Consider the following 17455-nt stretch of genomic DNA (forward strand, 5'->3'; position numbering starts at 1 on the left):
CTATTAAGACAAATTATGAGTCGTTTTAGGGCGTATTTTGGGAGCGACCGACATCAATCTGAAACCTACACTGGGATGTGCAATGCAATACTCAATTTTAATCACTGGCTGCAGCACTGGTATTGGTCTGCAAGCTGCGCAAACGCTGCAGAAGCATAACTTTTTAGTCGTGGCGAGTTGCCGCAAGCAAGCGGATGTGGAGCAACTGCGTCGCAGTGGGATCAAGCATGTGGTGCAACTGGACTTGGCTGATCCGGCTTCCATTGAGCAGGGGCTTAATGAGACGTTAAAGATTACCGGCGGTAAGTTATATGCCCTGTTTAATAATGGTGCTTATGGCCAACCGGGGGCGGTGGAAGACTTGCCGGTCGAGGCCCTACGTAAACAGTTTGAAGTGAACGTATTTGGTACTCATGACCTGACGACACGTGTGGTCAAGCTCATGCTGGAACAGGGCTACGGTCGCATCGTGCAAAACAGTTCTGTGCTGGGCATGGTGGCCGCGCCATTTCGAGGTGCTTACAACGCCAGTAAGTTTGCTTTAGAAGGCCTGACAGACACCATGCGTATGGAGTTGAGCGATACGCCAATTAAAGTGAGCTTGATTGAACCAGGCCCCATTGTGAGCAAGTTCCGTGATAATGCTTTGCATGCCTTGCAAGACAATATTGAGATGGCTGCGAGTCGTCATAAGAAGGGCTATGACGCTGCGCTGGCTCGTTTAACGAAGGTCGGCCCCGCTTCCAGTGGTACGTTGCCTGCGAGCGCAGTAGTGGATAAGTTACTGCATGCGTTGGAGTCACCGCGTCCGAAAGCCCGATACTACGTCACTTGGCCGACCTATGCCGCGGCTATTATGCGTCGTATCTTGCCAACTGCATTACTAGATCGTGTGATGCGTTCTAAAGGTAGCTAGTGTTAAGCGTTAAATGACTGATCTAGCAGCCATTGATCAATGGCTGCTAGATAGTTAGCGCGTATTGGTGGGGGCGATAAAAATAGATCGTGATAGCCACCATTGATGCTGACACAGGTGAGTTCAGTGAAGATCTTTTGTGCCGCATTAGTCATGCTACCCACGTTCAATACCCCATCGCCTTTGCGTAGATCCTCAATGCCGAGCGCGGATTTCGTGGTGATGGCGGAGCGACACATTAGTGTCGGCAAATCAATATGTATTTGCTGTAGTGCACGTTGTGCGAGGATGATTTGTTTTAACCAATGAAACGATAATGGAAAGCCATGGGCGGGTTTCCAATCAAGGCGATAGTCCCATTCACCACCAAAAACTTGGTGCAGGGTTTTGGCGTACATGCTGATTTTCTTGGCACGCAATGAATGAAACGGCAGCAGTGAGACTGTGATTCGAATCGGCCAGCTGAGGCGCTTCAGCACTTTGGGGGGAAATGGCAGCGCTAGAAAAGGGCTATTGAGAATCAGCCCCTTTATCCTTGGCAATGCGGCACTGACTTCTCTGGGTCGTTGCCGATCGGCGAGAAAGCTTGAGGCAATCAAACCACCAGTGGAGTGTGCCAGAATCACCACTTCTTCAATGCCGCGTTGATGGATCTCGGTCAGCGCGATCTCAATGTCATCAAAATACTGATCTAAGCTTTCACACCAATTCGGTCGGCTATTGGGGCGAATTGAGCGGCCATAACCTTGCATATCAATGGCAAAAAAACGCAACCCTTGCTGCGCAAAATGCTCCGCTAATTCCTGTTGAAAGAAATAATCCGTATAACCATGCAAATATAAAATAGCGCGCTTAGATGTATTTTGGTTGGCGTATTCGATCAAGGTGCTATCGACAGCGGTGACAGGCCCTTTAAAGCGAAAGGTATGAGCAATAAAGGGCTCGCCCAGAATATCGGTTTTGCTGTGCAGGTGCTGCCAAGAGGGAGTCATGGGCAGCCTAGAAAATCTGGTCGCCTAACTGATCAATGGTCAGCTTGGCTTTACGAATGGTTAGCTCAATGCATTCATCACGGCTTGCCACGAGGTCGGAACGAATGAAGGTATGGGTCTTTTGTTGCTCACCTTCGCCTTTCGTAATGATGGCGCTGACGCGGTACTGGCCTTGATCGGCTTGCGGTGCTGGCGTGATGACATAGTCTTTGTATTCGATAGGCTCTGCGGCTTGTGAGGCTGGCGCGCTTGCCGACGCTGAAAACAGTTTTGAAATACTAGACAGGATACCCATGACAATAACGTCCTTAATAATACAGAGTGACCTTCATTGTCATGGATTTTTCCCTAGAGTCAAATAAAGCGAGCCTTTAGCCGACGGAAGCGGGTGGGTTGGCGATGATAACGGCGCGTTTTTGGCTCGACATTAGGGTGAACATGGCCACTAAAATCGCTGGAATCATGAGCAAGTTGAGAATCTCCCAACCAAAGATGGAGTGCCAATAGCCTGACAATAAACTGGCCGCTGCAGCACTGGAGAACACGATTAAATCGTTCAGTCCTTGTACACGGGCTTTGTCCGCGGGTTCATAGGATTTGGTCAGCAGTGCGGTGGCGCCGATAAAGGTAAAGTTCCAGCCCACGCCCAGCAAAACCAGAGCGCCAAAAAAGTGCCAGTAGCTGATGCCAAATTGATTAAGCATGACGCAGCCTAATAGCAGAATGCAGCCCAATTGGATGATACGGTAGGTGCCGTAGCGCATGATTAATTTGCCAGTGAAGAACGAGGGTAAAAACATGCCCAGCACATGCCATTGTATGACGTTGGCGGTATTACCAAAATCAAAGCCACAAGCCTGCATCGCCAGCGGTGTCGCGGTCATCACCAATACCATCACAGCATAGCCAATCGAACCTGCGATGATGGCACCAGAAAGATCCGGTTTCTTTAGGAGTTCACTGTAAGGCTTAGCTTTACCGGATTTTTCTTGTGCGGTTGGTGCCCTAAGCGGTAAGTAAGCGATTAAGACAGTATTGAAGACATATAAAACAATCAAAGCCGCGAATGCACCTAGGTATTTGGTCTCAGCCCAATCTGCAAACCAAATCGCCATATTAGGCCCCAACACGGCAGCGATTACCCCTGCGCCCATGATCATACTGATAGCCTGAGGGGCTTTGTCCGCAGGGGCATTTTCAGTGGCCGCAAAACGATATTGTTGACCAATACCGATGGCCATCCCTAATAAAAAGGTGCTGCCACAGAACAGTTGAAACAGGTCATTTTGTACGGCGTAAAAGGCAAGAAGTGCGCCGCTGACTCCGATAAGATTGCCCGCGAGAAAACCTTTTTTTCGGCCCAGCCAGCCCATTAATAGGGCAGCTGGCAGGGTCACACCCATTAGGCCAAGGAATTGGAGTGCGACTGGTAAGGTCGACAATGCGAAGCTCGGCGCTAAACTTTGGCCGATCAGTGCTGTCACAGATACTAGAAGAATATTGCCTGTGACGAGGAGTGCTTGTCCGAGAGAGAGTCCCCAAACCGTTATATTAAGCATGCTAAATTCCCTTTTTAGCTGTCAGAGTATTCAACGTTCCCATGGGTCAACTCCTAGCGGAAAGTCGCCGAGCAATTTGAACATTTATTGCATAAATATAGTGATCACCTGAACTAAGTTCAATTTGAATCGCGTAGAATAAGCAAATAAGTATAAAAGGAGAGATGTGTGGATTTGCTGATGCCAACGCGAAACGACCTATGGTTTTTGCCGCTCGGCGGAACTGGCGAGATAGGGATGAATCTCAATTTGTATGGCCACGACGGACAGTGGTTGATGGTCGACTGTGGGGTGTCATTCAACGAACCGATTGACGAAAACAGTGCACGCACCCATGAGTTGGTCAGTGCCGATCCGGATTTTATCGCGCAGCAACGTCACCGCTTAGCGGGGATTGTCATTACCCATGCCCACGAAGATCATGTGGGTGCCTTGCCATTTTTATGGCGTCGTTTCCAAGTACCTGTTTACACTACGCCGTTTACTGCGGAAATCCTGCGCCGTAAGCTCGCCCAAGTCGGCTTATTAGGCGAAGTCGAAATTCATGAATTGCCAATGGCGAGCCGCTTCAAAGTGGGTGTATTTGATCTGCAATGGATTACCTTAACCCACTCGATCCCTGAGCCAAGTGGTTTGATGATCGAAACGCCTGCGGGCAATGTGTTCCACACGGGAGATTGGAAAATCGATCATAGCCCTGTGATTGGCGAGCGTTTTTCTCCGGCCATTTTAACCACGCTACGCAAACGCGACGTGAAAGCCATGGTGTGTGATTCCACCAACGCCTTGAAATCCGGTCACTCCGTATCTGAGTTTGATTGCTATAAAGCCTTGCTGGAAGTGATTAAAGACGAGTCGGGGCGTGTGGTGGTGGGCTGCTTTAGCAGTAATATTGCACGCTTAGTCTCGTTAGCGCGTGTGGCGAAAGAAACTGGACGTTATTTAGCGCTACTCGGACGATCGTTGCAAAATATGGTCAGTGCCGCCAGAGCTTCAGGTTACTGGCCAGACGATTTGCCAGTGGTGGATCCTACCCATCTAGGTTATTTGCCAGCAAACGAAGTGCTGGCGGTGGCCACCGGCAGTCAGGGGGAGCCGCGTGCCATGCTCAATCGCTTGGCTCGTGATGATTGCTTTGATTTGTCGTTAGACAAAGGCGATTTGGTGCTGTTCAGCGCCATGATCATTCCTGGCAATGAGCTGGCTATAGAGCGCTTGGTGAAATCCTTTAAAGCGCAAGGGATTCGTACCTTACAAAAGCATGAGACAGAGCTGCCAATCCATGTCAGCGGTCACCCTTACGAAGAGGAATTAGCGGCCATGTACGATTGGGTACGCCCGCAAGTGGCGATCCCGACTCATGGTGAGGCGGAGCATATGGCAGCGAATGCGCGCATTGCCAAAGACGCCCATGTACCGCGTCAGCTGACCGGGTTAAATGGTGACTTGTTTACCATCGCGCCAGAGATTGGGGTGCGCAAGCAGGTGATTAAAGCCAAGCGTATTGCGCTAGCGCGCTAGTTTATTGGATAGCCCGAGCAATAAAAAAAGCCCGTTGCTTAACCAAGCAATGGGCTTTCTTTTTGTAGAAGGGTAGGGCTTATAGCACTACTGCCACGTCTTCGGCAAAACCTAGCATCAAGTTTAGGTTTTGTACCGCGGCACCAGATGCCCCTTTACCCAGGTTATCTAGCTTCGCTGACAGTACCACAGACTTGCCGTCTTCTGAGGCGAATACCGCTAGCTCCACTTGGTTGGTGTTTTCCAAACCGTGTGGCGTTAAGAAAGGTGCATGGCTGTCTTTCACTTCATTGAATGGGTGAACAGTGACGAAGTCTTCTTCTTCGTAAGTCGCTGCCAAGGCTGCGTGCAGCTTCTCACCCGTCATGTTGCCTGAAAGCGTTAGCGGAATGCTGATCAACATGCCTTGTGCGAAGTTGCCCACGCTTGGGATAAAGATTGGCGTGTTGTCTAGCTGAGACCATTTTTGGATTTCAGGTAGGTGTTTATGTTTGAAGTTCAAACCGTAGGTGCCGTACGTCGCGGCTTCTGGGTTGCCTTCGTATTTCTCGATCAATTGCTTACCGCCACCAGTGTAACCTGAGATTGCGTTGACAGTGTAGTGACCGTCTTTTGCTAGTAAGCCTTGCTCAACCAATGGTTTCAGCAACAGGATGATGCCAGTAGGGTAACAACCTGGGTTGGACACGAACTGCGCGTCCTGGATCTTTTCGCGTTGGCTCGCGTCCAACTCCGCTAGACCGTATACCCAGCCGTCGGCAACACGGTGTACAGAACTTGCGTCCAATACACGGCAGCCTTCTGCTTTCGCCAGAGCAACGGTGTCTTTTGCTGCGTCGTCCGGTAGACACAATACCGTTACGTCCGCTTCTTTCATCAGGCGACGTTTTTCTTCTACGTCACGCTTCTTATCTTGATCGATACTGATGACTTCGATGTCAGGGTGGTTTACTAGACGTTCACGTACCTGTAGACCCGTTGTGCCCGTTTCACCGTCGATAAATACTTTTTTCATTTGTGTCTCCAAGCAACTGCTCAAGCAAAAGGGCGGGCAGTTGGCAATTCATGTTTCGGCCAATCATAGCATTGGCATGAGTCAGAAAAAACAAAGCGCTGGCTCAGATGAGTAAATATTTAAGCCAGCGCTGTGGGATCTTTTAGCCTCGTTCAAACGCCTCGACTGGCTCGGTCACTAGCTCGTCTGGCACGTCAGCGATGGCCGATTCAAAGGCTTTCAGACGTTTGTAGATCGACAGCAATTCCACAATCGTGGTCCAAGAGTTGACCAAGAACTGGAACGAACCTTCTACCTGATTAAAGGCGTTGGAAATACGCTGCATCACACCGAGCGTGAAGGCACCCGCAACAATCGATGGGCCAAGGGCAATCAATGGCACCAAGACGCCTGCTTGCAGGTAGCCGTAACGCACCACGTTGAAGTATAGGTAGTGGAAGTACAGGCGGAAGTAGTTTTTGCGCACATTGCTGAATAGCTCAGCCAGCTTGATGGGCTCGGCACGATCCGCATGGTCTTCCCCGTAAACCAACTCTTTACGGTAAGCGGCTTCCACCTTTTGGTTTTTAAACTCAAGGCCAGGCAGCTTAATACCAGCGGTAGCCAGTAATACGGTACCGAAGATCGACCAAAGAATGGCTACGAATACTAAGGCTTGTGGCACTTCACCGATCAGTGGCAGCTCAGTCACGTAACCTGATAAGCCCCATAGTACTGGCAAGAACGCCAACAGGGTCATAATCGAATCCAAGAAACGTACGCCTAGGCTTTCGACAATGCTGGCGAAGCGCATGGTGTCTTCTTGAATACGCTGGGAGGCACCCTCGATATGACGAACTCGTGGCCACATAGCGGTGTAGTAGTTGTTCATCGCAGTACGCCAGCGGAATACGTAGTGGCTGACGAAGAAGTTATTAAATACAGACACCGTGATGGCCACCAAAGCGATGGTCGCAAAGGTTAATAACTGGCCGTAAAACTCCGACAGGGTAATGCTGTTGGGCGAAGTGAGGGCTTTTTGAATTAGGTCGTAGAAGCTACCGTACCATTCGTTGATCATGACACTGACTTGTACTTGGAACCAGGTGATAAAGACGATCAAGGCCGAGCCCATCACCGACCACTTGCCCCATTTTTGACCGCCATAGACCATCCACGCACCGACAAACAGGGCATAGCAGACCAACATATATTGGTAGAGCCAAACATCGTTGGCGAAGCTATAAGCGTCTTGGTAAGCCATTTGCGCCGCTTGTTCAGCGCCTTCTGCTAGCGCAGCAGGGTAATCCACACCGAACAATTGCCCTAGGCTCAAACTCGACCCCAGATCTTGCCCGAAGGTGTACCAGCTAATGACCGCAACAAATGCCCATAAGGCAAACGTCAAAAAGAACAGTTTGGGTTTTGGGAAAAAGGATAAAAACACTGTTTATCTCTCTCTGTCAGTAGGTGAGTGGATCGCAGTAGGACATTGATCTCAATAATAAAATGGCAAGATCAGCCGCTAGAGCTTAAACCAGCGCGAAGGCTTCGACAACGAAGTCGTTTCAAGGATCTTGCAAATAAATAGATAAACCAAAGCGTGACACGGGATTGTTATTGAAACATTAACCTGTTTGCTTAACGAATGCGACGGGCGTGCCAAAAATGCTTTTTCCAGTAGATATTATCCAGTCGTGAAATCATCACCCCTTTAGAGGTGGAGGCATGTAGAAATTTACCGTCTTCCATGTAGATGCCCACATGGCGTACTTTGGCGCTGGTTTTAAAAAACACCAAATCTCCAGCGGCCAGCTCATCGTCATCGATATGATAGCCAGTTTGTGCCTGTTGCTCAGTCGTGCGAGGGACATAGGTGCCAAATTGATCTCGTAGGGTGAGATAAACAAAGCCGGAGCAATCGACGCCGTGTTTACTCATGCCGCCATAGGCATAGGGGGTGCCACGCCAGTCTAGATATTGGCGATAAAGGTGTTCATTGATGGTGGATTCTTCGCTGCTGCTGAGATTGCCTGAGCTGATGCTGATCTTGTTGTCGGGAATGGAGCTACAGGCCGTCAGTGTGATAGCGAGTGACAGGGTGGCGAGTATCCGAATCAAGTATTTGGCATCTGGCATGGTCAAGCATCCTTCTAAGCGATCGATTTATCTTAAGCTCTTTGGGCTTTCTTGACAAAAAATAGACGATATCTGCTGTGTAAAGATTGCTGGAGATAATAAAAAACCGCATTCGGAAAGCCCGAATGCGGTTTCTAAAAACGGCTTAATCGAAGGATTAAGCGTCTTTTTTAAGATCTGCCACCGTTTTGGCAACCGCGCGTTCAAACAGTTTGAAGCCTTCCTTGATGTCCGCTTCAGGGATGATCAAAGAAGGAGCGAAACGTACCACGTTTGGACCTGCCACCAACACAAATAGACCCTCTGCTGCAGCGTTGCTTAGGAAGTCTTTGGCATGGCCAGCAAGTTCGTCGGTTACTTCAGCACCCATCAACAGACCCATACCACGGATGTCTTTAAACACATGGTATTTTTCGTTGATCGCAGTTAGCTCGTCTACGAACAGTTGATGACGTTTTTTCACACCTTCAAGCACTTCAGGGGTATCCACGATATCGATGACCGCTTCAGCAATGGCTGCTGCCATTGGGTTACCACCGTAAGTACTACCGTGTGTGCCCACGGCTAGAGATTTCGCCACTTCAGCTGTGGTTAGCATGGCAGCAACAGGGAAGCCGTTACCAAGCGCTTTAGCTGTAGTTAGGATATCTGGCGTCACGCCCGTTTGCTCGTAAGCGTAAAGCGTACCCGTACGGCCAACACCGGATTGAACTTCGTCAAATACCAATAGTGCTTTGTGCTCGTCACACAATGCACGCACTTGCTTAGCGAATTCTGGATCAGCTGGAATGATACCGCCTTCACCTTGAATCGGCTCCATCACCACCGCGCATGTCTTATCAGAGATAAGCGCTTTTAGGGCTTCGATGTTGTTGTATTCACAGTGTTTGATGCCACCAGGTACTGGGGCAAAGCCTTCTGTGTATTTTGCTTGGCCGCCAACCGATACGGTGAACAAAGTACGACCGTGGAACGATTGGTAGAAAGAAATAATTTCGTTCTTTTCTGGACCAAAGTGATCAAACGCGTAACGACGTGCAAGTTTGAAAGCGGCTTCGTTAGCTTCACCGCCACTGTTAGCGAAGAAAACGCGATCGGCAAAGGTTTTCTCTGTCAATTTTTTCGCTAATCGAAGTGCTGGCTCGTTGGTCATTACGTTGGATAAATGCCAAAGCTTGCCCGCTTGCTCACGCATAGTTTCAACCAAAGTAGGGTGTGAGTGTCCCAATGCAGTTACTGCGATACCGCCTGCAAAGTCGATATACTCTTTACCTTCCTGATCCCACACGCGAGAGCCCTCACCACGAACCGGAATCATCGCTGCCGGTGCGTAGTTAGGAGTCATAACTTCGTCAAACATTGCTCTCGTTACTTGTTCAGTCACTGTACTAATACCTCATAAAATTAGAGCGGCTCAAAGCGAGCCGCTCAAGGATTTATATCAAATTTCTCAACTCACGAATAGCGACACTTACCATAGAAAGAGATAATTCTGTCTCAGCTTTTATCTCGTTAAATGTGCTGTGGTAATGGTTGATATTGTCTTGGTTTAGCTCATGCCAGTAAGCCAGACGTTTGTCCAGATCGTTGATCTCGGTACTCGCCTGAATCACCTCTTGAGTTAGGGTACGTAGGGCATTATCGACCTCGTCACCTAAGCCCGCTTTAGCACGACGTTCCCACATATCATCCGCAGGCAATTTGCGAATGCTTTGACGCAACCAGTACAAGCCAAGATCCATTTCCAACTCGAAGTAAGTCAGAGCGGTATCCAACACTTCTTTCTGGGTGTTGTCTGCGACGCGGATGATGTCCAAACCGTAGAACAACAATGGCAAAGCACTGATCTTATCGGCGATCTCCGCAGGTACATTCTGTTCCTGTAGCTGCTGGCTAGTTTCTGCCAAGAAGTCGCTAGTCGGTTTAGTCAGTACCGCATCCAGATTGCTACGAATAATGTCGATGCCTGGTTTGTAAGTATCGCTTAGCTTCTGAATTGCTAGGGCTTCACGGGTGTTACGAATCAGCCATAGGGTCGCTTTTTCCAGCAGACTTTGAATTTGGATAAATAGCTGGTTCTGTAAGCTGTTTTCAACTTTGAAGTCCAACGTATTGATCGCATCCCAAAGGGCTGGAATATCGAACATTTGCTCGGCGGCCATGTAGGCACGTAGTACGTTCAAGGCTGAGGCACTAGTTTCTTCTTGCACGTAAGTAGTGAAAGTCGAGCCCATGCGGTTGCCCACATTGTTGGTCACGTGTGCGGCGATGATTTCTTGCGCCAGCGGGTGATCAATCATGTGATCAGAGAAACGTTCTACCAATGGTTTCGGGAAGTAATCTTTGATTTGCGCACGCAAATCTAGGTCTTCGCCGATGCCATCTTCCACTAACTGTTCAGCAAACTTGATCTTAGAGTATGCCAACAACACAGAGATCTCAGGACGTGTTAGGCCTTGTCCCTTGCTCATGCGTTTCTTCATTTGCGCATCAGTTGGCAAAAACTCGATTTCACGGTTCAAACGACCTTCGCGTGCCAAAGACATCATCAGACGCCAGTGATCTGCAACACGCTCAGGAGCGCGTGAGTTCACCAATGACAACAGGTGGCTTTGGCCGCGGTTGTGGCGTAATACCAATGAGCCCACTTCGTCGGTCATTTCGGCCAACAGCTTGTTACGCTGTTTCTCTGTCATGTCGCCGTTTTCAACGATACGGTTCAACAGGATCTTGATGTTTACTTCGTGGTCCGAGCTGTCTACACCAGCAGAGTTATCGATCGCGTCGGTGCTCAGTAGACCACCATTTTGCGCGAATTCAATACGACCGCGTTGCGTGAAGCCAAGGTTACCGCCTTCGCCAATGATCTTGCAGCGTAGTTCTTTACCATTGATACGCAGCGCGTTGTTACCGCTATCGCCCACATCGGCGTGAGTTTCAGTTTCGGCTTTGACATAAGTACCGATACCACCGTTCCATAGTAGATCCACTGGCGCTTTCAGAATGTGCGAAATCAATTCTGTTGGCGCTAGGGACTTCACATTGCCATCGATGTCTAGGGCTTTGCGAATGTCCGAGTTAATCGGGATCGACTTGGCACTACGGTTGAAGATACCGCCGCCTTTAGAGATCAATTCTTTGTTGTAATCTTCCCAAGATGAACGTGGCAAGTTGAACAAGCGTTGACGCTCTTCAAACGAGCTGGCCGCGTCTGGCGTTGGGTCGATAAAGATGTGCATGTGGTTAAATGCAGCGATCAAGCAGGTGTGTTTCGACAACAGCATACCGTTACCGAATACGTCGCCAGCCATGTCACCGATACCCACAGCAGTGAAGTCCGTGGTTTGGCAGTTAATGCCCAGTTCTTGGAACTGACGTTTCACCGATTCCCACGCACCACGGGCAGTAATACCCATTTTCTTATGGTCGTAACCGTTTGAACCACCAGAAGCAAAGGCATCACCAAGCCAGAAACCGTATTTCTCAGAAATGCTGTTGGCTAGGTCAGAGAAGGTCGCCGTACCCTTATCAGCTGCGACTACCAAGTACGGGTCGTCTTCGTCATAACGTTTTACCGCTGTTGGTGGCACTAGCTCTTGCTTCACTAGGTTATCCGTGATGTCTAGCAAGCCCGAGATAAAGGTGGTGTAACAACGTACAACTTCCGCTTGGGTTTCTTCACGTGACCAGTGTTTCTTAAGCTGTTTGGCAACGAAACCACCTTTGGCACCTGATGGCACGATCACGGCGTTTTTCACCATCTGTGCTTTAACAAGGCCCAGTACCTCGGTACGGAAGTCTTCCATACGGTCTGACCAACGTAGACCACCGCGGGCAACTTTGCCGCCACGCATGTGTACGCCTTCTACCCATGGCGCGTAGACGAAAATCTCGAAACGCGGACGTGGGAGTGGCACGGCTGGGATCATGCTTGGGTCAAGTTTGAAGGACACGTAATCCTTGCTTTCGCCTTCCGCACTTGGCTGGTAGAAGTTGGTACGCAGCATGGCTTGAATCACAGACAAGTAGTGCTTCAAGATGCGGTCTTCATCTAGGTTCGCCACTTGGTCTAGGGCTTCTTCGATCTTCTCAAGTAGCTTAGCGACCTTGTCTTCACGCTTACTTTCTAATGCTGGATCAAAACGCTGCTCGAACAATTGCACTAACAGGCGCGCAATCGGTGCGTTCTTCTCTAGGGTTTGCTGCATGTACGGTAGCGAGAAAGGTACTTGCAATTGCATTAGGTACTTAGTAATCGCACGAAGCATGGTTACTTGACGCCAAGTCAGTGACGCATCTAGGACTAGGGCGTTGAAGCGGTCGTTCTCGATGCGGCGTTTAAACACGGCATTGAAAGCGTCTTGGAAGTCGTCGCGCTGTGCTTTCTTATCTAGGTTAACGCTTGGGTTAACGCTGATGGCGAATTCCACTACCCAGGTGTTGGCTTGTCCGTCACCGTTTTGATCCAACTCGTAAGGACGTGCTTCAAGTACGCGAAGGCCCATGCATTCTAGAATTGGCAATACGTCAGACAGTACGAGTGTGGTGCCAGCACCGTAGACCTTGAAGAAGTAGTTGTTCTTCGCTTGTCCAACTTGACGGTATAGGTGCGTGGTAATGTCGCCATCATTTTCTAGGCTATTTAAACGCTCAATGTCTAAAACGGCAGTGTTTGGCGAAAAGTCTTCACGGTACGCGGCAGGGAAGTAAGGTGCGTATTCGTTGTAAAGGGTGTTGCCGTTCTCTTCACCTTGGCTAGTGTGAATGGCTGCCAATAGCTTGTCGTCCCAAGACAAGGCCGCATCCTGCATCTTGCGTTGGATATCATCAATGTCCAAGGCTGGACTATTGTCTGGATCGGCAATTTGAATGGTGAAGTTAACGCGTGCTAATACCTGTTGCGAGAACTGTACGTTGAACTCAGAGCTAGTACCGTTACAGGCCTGCATCAGGATGTCTTGCATCTTGATACGCAGTTCTGTGTTGTAGCGATCACGTGGTACGTACACTAGGGCGCTTAGGAAGCGACCGTAAATGTCCTTGCGCAAGAACACGCGCAGTTGACGACGTTCTTGAATTGCCAAAATACCTTCGATGGTGTGGAACAGTTCGTCCACTGGCGCCTGCAGCATTTCATCACGTGGGTAGCTGTTCAGAATGTGCTTCAGGGTTTTGCCTTTGTGGCTGTAAGGATCCACATTCATACGTTCTACTAGCGCATCCAGTTTCTTACGTAGTAGAGGCACGTCTTGTAGTCGAGCCACGTACGCAGCAGAAGAGTACAAACCAAAGAAGCGCCATTCGCCAACCACGTTGCCTTTTTTATCAAAGCGTTTGATGCCAAGGTAATCTAGGTGTACTGGGCGGTGGACTGTGGAAATAGCGGTTGATTTGGTCAGTACCAATAGGTTGTCACGATCGTAGGCCAATTTCGCTAGGTGATCGTTTAGAACAATGTCGTATTTTTCTTTCTTGGTCTTACGGAAGGTACCCAAGGCAGAGTTTTCAACAAACTTAAGGTGCGTGTTGTCACCGTCTTTGACTAGGTCGTATTCGCGGAAACCAACAAAGGTAAAGTGATCACTTTCAACCCAACGTAGGAAGGCTAGGTTCTCTTGGTGTTCTTCGTTGTCTTTTAAGTGCTGAACTTGTTCAGACGCTTTGATAACGTCGGCCAGCTTGGCTTTCATGGTTGGCCAATCTTCTACCGATACCTTCACATCACCAAGGGTATCCAGCAAGGCTTCTTTGATTTCTTCCATTTTGGCAAGATCAGAGATGCGGTCGATTTCAAAGCGAATCAGTGCTTCTTGTGTGCCGGGGTGCTGACGCTGGTTAACCGTTTCTAGTTCGCCTTTGCTGTCACGCTGCGATGCTAGGATAGGGTGTGCGGTAAAGTGAATAGTATGGCCAAGACGCACCAGTGCCATGTTGAAAGAAGACACGATGAATGGCATGTCATCGGTTAGCACTTCAATGACTGTATGGGTGGATTGCCAGCTGTGCTCTTCAAAGTTCGGGTTGTAAACGCGCACTTTTGGGGTGAGTGCTTCACGTTGTTGAATAAAGTCCCATAGGCACAGCACGGTACCGTACAGGTTGTCGATGCTCTCATGTTCCATATCTTCGATCAGAAGATCTTGGAAGTAGATGTGAGCTAATGTAATCAGGTCGTCAGCGACTGTATTACCAACGTTTTCTTTAATTTCGGCTTCAATACGAGTGATCAATTCACTTTTCTTAGTATTCGTCATGTTACTCATCCTTATGAGTGGTGGTGTCTATTGAAGATCTAGTTATTGTTGTATTGCGCCATCTCCCTCACCGCTTATTCGATTATTATGAAAAATAAGCACCGAAGAAAGTTAGCAACTTTTCAAAATGCGACGTATGCTTTTTGGTAGGCGATATCCGCGCTAAAAAAAGCTTGATGTCGATATCAAAAGTCTCTGTTATTCATTCTAAACGATATAAATCTCTTTTGAATGTCCCTATCGTAGGATAATAATTTGTACAACACCGAATTTGCATCACGTGAAATCATGCATCCGAGTAAAAAGGTGCAAAAGTATGGCTTTTTACTCATGCCAAGCTTTTCCATGCTGTCGTTCTCCTCTGCGATTGAAACCATACATATGGCCAATTGGGTGAGTGGTAAAGACCTTTATCAGTTCTGTACCATTGGGCAAAAAACAAAAGTCGTACTTTCGAATTCTGGTGTGGCGACCACGACTGACTATTTGCTTGACGATGTTCCCAAAGATCTGGATGCCATCTTTATCTGTGGTGCCTCGACCGTTAGCCAAGATGATGATCTGAGTTTAGACGCTTGGTTGCTATCTTGCTCAAATCGAGGGCAAGCATTGGGCGGAATTTGCACCGGTAGCCACATTTTGGCGCGTGCGGGTTTATTAAATGGCTATCGCGCGACCATTCATTGGGGCGATATTGCCAGTCTGCGTGAAGCCTTTCCAAGCGTGATCGTGTCCAACCATTTATTTGAAGTCGACAAGGATCGCTTTACTTGCAGCGGTGGCACGGCCGCCATGGATATGATGCTGTTTTTGATCGGTAAGCAGCATGGTATGACCCTAGCGAGCCATATTTCAGAGCAGTTTGTTTGTGAGCGTATTCGCACCAACCAAGAGGCACAGCGAATTCCATTACAGGCACGGATTGGCACGGGACAACCGAAGTTGATTGAAGCTGTGCAATTGATGGAGGCTAACATACGTGAACCACTGTCGTCCGATGATATCGCCTACCATGTTGGTATCTCCCGTCGCCATTTGGAACGTTTGTTTAAACAAAACTTGGACACAGTGCCGTCTCGCTATTATTTAGAACTACGTTTAAAGCACGCGAAACAGCTAATTACACAGACTGATAAGACTATTTTAGAGGTGGGTACGGCCTGTGGCTTTACTTCAGCGCCCCACTTTAGCACTACTTATAAGGGCTTTTTTGGGGTATCGCCACGGGATGAACGTAAGAATTTAGCGATTAATTTGGATAATCCTGTCCATACGGATAAGAAAACAAGACAACTTTGGCGAAAAAAGTTTTAGAATAGAAGGTTATGTAGTTGGCGTGATATTTGAGCGTTCTACCTGAACCTAAACATCGATGCGTAAATTTGAGTTTTATCAGGCTCATCCATTACGCAACCGAGTCATCAATAAAAGGTAATAAGAATGGCTAAAGACCCTGCTTTAGAGCTAAAGGATATCCATAAGACCTTTGGGGATCACGAAGTATTGAAGGGAATTTCCTTGGAAGCGCACGATGGAGATGTGATTTCGATCCTAGGTTCAAGTGGCTCCGGCAAGAGTACGTTCTTACGTTGTATTAATCTGCTGGAGAACCCGACACGCGGCTCGATCCGTTTTAATGGTGAAGAGTTACTGCTCAAGCCCGGCGATAGTGACCTAGTTGCGGCCGATATGAAGCAGTTGACCCGCATGCGCCAGAAAATCGGTTTTGTATTCCAAAGCTTTAACTTATGGCCCCATATGACGATTTTGCAAAACGTTATGGAAGGGCCACTGCATGTGCTGAAACGCCCTAAACAGGAAGTGTTGGAGTATGCAGAGTACCTGCTGAATAAAGTCGGTATCGCAGACAAAAAGCATATGTACCCCAACCAATTGTCGGGTGGTCAGCAACAGCGTGTTGCGATTGCACGTACCTTGGCAATGGATCCCCAGATTCTGCTGTTCGATGAACCCACCTCTGCTCTAGACCCTGAGCTGGTAGGCGAAGTGCTTGGCGTAATGCGTGGTTTGGCGGAAGAGGGCCGTACCATGTTGATCGTGACCCATGAAATGAACTTTGCCCGCGAAGTGTCCAGTGAAGTGGTGTTCTTGCACCAAGGCCTAGTAGAAGAAAAAGGCACCCCAGAAAAAGTGTTTGGTTCGCCGGATTCAGAACGTTGTAAGGCTTTTCTATCCACCGTGTTTTAAGTCGCACAAGCGGCATTAAAACCGTTCACCCGCTTGGTGAAAGTGGTTAGAGCGTACTATATAAAACCAATAACCTAACAAAAGGACCATAGAATGAACCTAAAAAAATTAGCAATCAGCTCAGCAGTGCTTTTGACTGCGGCAGCTTCTTCTTTGTCTGTGAATGCTGCGGATTCTATCCGTATTGCCACAGAGGGTGCTTGGGCACCGTTTAACTACATCGATGAAAGCGGCAAGCCACAAGGCTTTGACGTCGACATCGCTTGGGCATTGTGCGAGAAGATGGAAGCAGATTGTAAAGTCGTGACGCAGGACTGGGATGGTCTGATCCCTGGTCTGAAAGTACGTAAGTTTGACGCCGTTATCGCGTCTATGTCGATCACGGAAGAGCGTTTACGTCAGGTGGATTTCACCAATAAATACTACTCAGGCGGTTTGCGTTTCCTAGCACCTGCCGGAAAAGACTTTGATCTAGAAAACCTAGATGGCAAGGTGATCGGTGCCCAGCGTGCGACGCTAGCGGCACAATACCTAGAAGACAACTATACAGATAAAGCAACGCTGAAGTTTTACGATACCCAAGACAGCGTTTACTTGGATTTGGTAGCAGGCCGTCTAGATATCGTATTGTCTGATGAGTTGCCAACGTTTGATTGGTTGAAAACCTCAGGTAACGGCGACAAGTTTGAGTTCAAAGGCGATTCCTTTAAGAAAGAAGATGAAATCGGTATCGCAGTGCGTAAAGGCGATGATCTAAAAGAGAAGTTCAATGAAGCATTGGATGAGATCATTGCAGACGGTACTTACGAAAAAATCAACGCTAAGTACTTCCCATTCTCCATCTATTAAGATGAAACCGAACGGCGCACAGC

General features: G+C 48.5%; 13 protein-coding genes. 5 read left to right on the plus strand and 8 right to left on the minus strand.

Features of this window, described 5'->3' with window-relative positions; genetic code table 11:
- Positions 1 to 82: 82 nt before the first annotated feature.
- Positions 83 to 916: an SDR family NAD(P)-dependent oxidoreductase gene (locus tag ACOSVP_RS15175; protein ID WP_487348336.1), complete on the plus strand. Its 834-nt coding sequence runs from the start codon at positions 83 to 85 to the stop codon at positions 914 to 916.
- A 2-nt stretch (positions 917 to 918) separates the two neighbouring features.
- Here ACOSVP_RS15175 and ACOSVP_RS15180 read toward each other — a convergent pair whose 3' ends face one another.
- From ACOSVP_RS15180 to ACOSVP_RS15190, 3 genes are all read right to left on the minus strand, one after another.
- Positions 919 to 1908: an alpha/beta hydrolase gene (locus ACOSVP_RS15180; RefSeq protein ID WP_487348337.1), complete on the minus strand. Its 990-nt coding sequence runs from the start codon at positions 1906 to 1908 to the stop codon at positions 919 to 921.
- 7 nt (positions 1909 to 1915) lie between these two features.
- Positions 1916 to 2203 carry an HlyU family transcriptional regulator gene (locus ACOSVP_RS15185; RefSeq protein ID WP_487348338.1) on the minus strand — a complete coding sequence of 96 codons (288 nt, stop codon included), beginning with the start codon at positions 2201 to 2203 and terminating at the stop codon, positions 1916 to 1918.
- Between the two features lie 76 nt (positions 2204 to 2279).
- Positions 2280 to 3467 carry an MFS transporter gene (locus tag ACOSVP_RS15190; RefSeq protein WP_487348339.1) on the minus strand — a complete coding sequence of 396 codons (1188 nt, stop codon included), beginning with the start codon at positions 3465 to 3467 and terminating at the stop codon, positions 2280 to 2282.
- 168 nt (positions 3468 to 3635) lie between these two features.
- Between ACOSVP_RS15190 and ACOSVP_RS15195 the strand changes: the two genes are divergently transcribed.
- Complete coding sequence (locus ACOSVP_RS15195; RefSeq protein WP_487348340.1) at positions 3636 to 4988, plus strand: ribonuclease J; 1353 nt, start codon at positions 3636 to 3638, stop codon at positions 4986 to 4988.
- A gap of 79 nt (positions 4989 to 5067) precedes the next feature.
- On the opposite strand, the gene argC is transcribed toward ACOSVP_RS15195, so the two are convergent.
- The 5 genes from argC to ACOSVP_RS15220 all read right to left on the minus strand — a co-directional run bounded on the left by argC (position 5068) and on the right by ACOSVP_RS15220 (position 14375).
- Entirely contained in the window at positions 5068 to 6003 is a 936-nt protein-coding gene (gene argC / locus ACOSVP_RS15200) for an N-acetyl-gamma-glutamyl-phosphate reductase (RefSeq protein WP_487348341.1), read from the minus strand.
- A gap of 142 nt (positions 6004 to 6145) precedes the next feature.
- Positions 6146 to 7429 carry a peptide antibiotic transporter SbmA gene (gene sbmA / locus ACOSVP_RS15205; RefSeq protein ID WP_487348342.1) on the minus strand — a complete coding sequence of 428 codons (1284 nt, stop codon included), beginning with the start codon at positions 7427 to 7429 and terminating at the stop codon, positions 6146 to 6148.
- A gap of 194 nt (positions 7430 to 7623) precedes the next feature.
- Positions 7624 to 8121 carry an NlpC/P60 family protein gene (locus ACOSVP_RS15210; RefSeq protein WP_487348343.1) on the minus strand — a complete coding sequence of 166 codons (498 nt, stop codon included), beginning with the start codon at positions 8119 to 8121 and terminating at the stop codon, positions 7624 to 7626.
- 157 nt (positions 8122 to 8278) lie between these two features.
- Complete coding sequence (locus ACOSVP_RS15215) at positions 8279 to 9505, minus strand: aspartate aminotransferase family protein (protein ID WP_487348344.1); 1227 nt, start codon at positions 9503 to 9505, stop codon at positions 8279 to 8281.
- Positions 9506 to 9557: 52 nt separating this feature from the next.
- Positions 9558 to 14375, minus strand: a complete 4818-nt coding sequence (locus ACOSVP_RS15220) for an NAD-glutamate dehydrogenase (protein WP_487348345.1) — start codon at positions 14373 to 14375, stop codon at positions 9558 to 9560.
- A gap of 255 nt (positions 14376 to 14630) precedes the next feature.
- Here ACOSVP_RS15220 and ACOSVP_RS15225 point away from each other — a divergent pair, with 255 nt between their 5' ends.
- The 3 genes from ACOSVP_RS15225 (at position 14631) to ACOSVP_RS15235 (ending at position 17432) form a co-directional block, all read left to right on the plus strand.
- Entirely contained in the window at positions 14631 to 15689 is a 1059-nt protein-coding gene (locus ACOSVP_RS15225; RefSeq protein ID WP_487348346.1) for a GlxA family transcriptional regulator, read from the plus strand.
- 126 nt (positions 15690 to 15815) lie between these two features.
- Positions 15816 to 16583: an ABC transporter ATP-binding protein gene (locus ACOSVP_RS15230; RefSeq protein ID WP_487348347.1), complete on the plus strand. Its 768-nt coding sequence runs from the start codon at positions 15816 to 15818 to the stop codon at positions 16581 to 16583.
- A 93-nt stretch (positions 16584 to 16676) separates the two neighbouring features.
- Positions 16677 to 17432 carry a transporter substrate-binding domain-containing protein gene (locus ACOSVP_RS15235; protein WP_487348348.1) on the plus strand — a complete coding sequence of 252 codons (756 nt, stop codon included), beginning with the start codon at positions 16677 to 16679 and terminating at the stop codon, positions 17430 to 17432.
- Positions 17433 to 17455: the final 23 nt, after the last annotated feature.

The sequence above is a fragment of the Marinomonas sp. HM11-D genome (genome assembly GCF_057626615.1).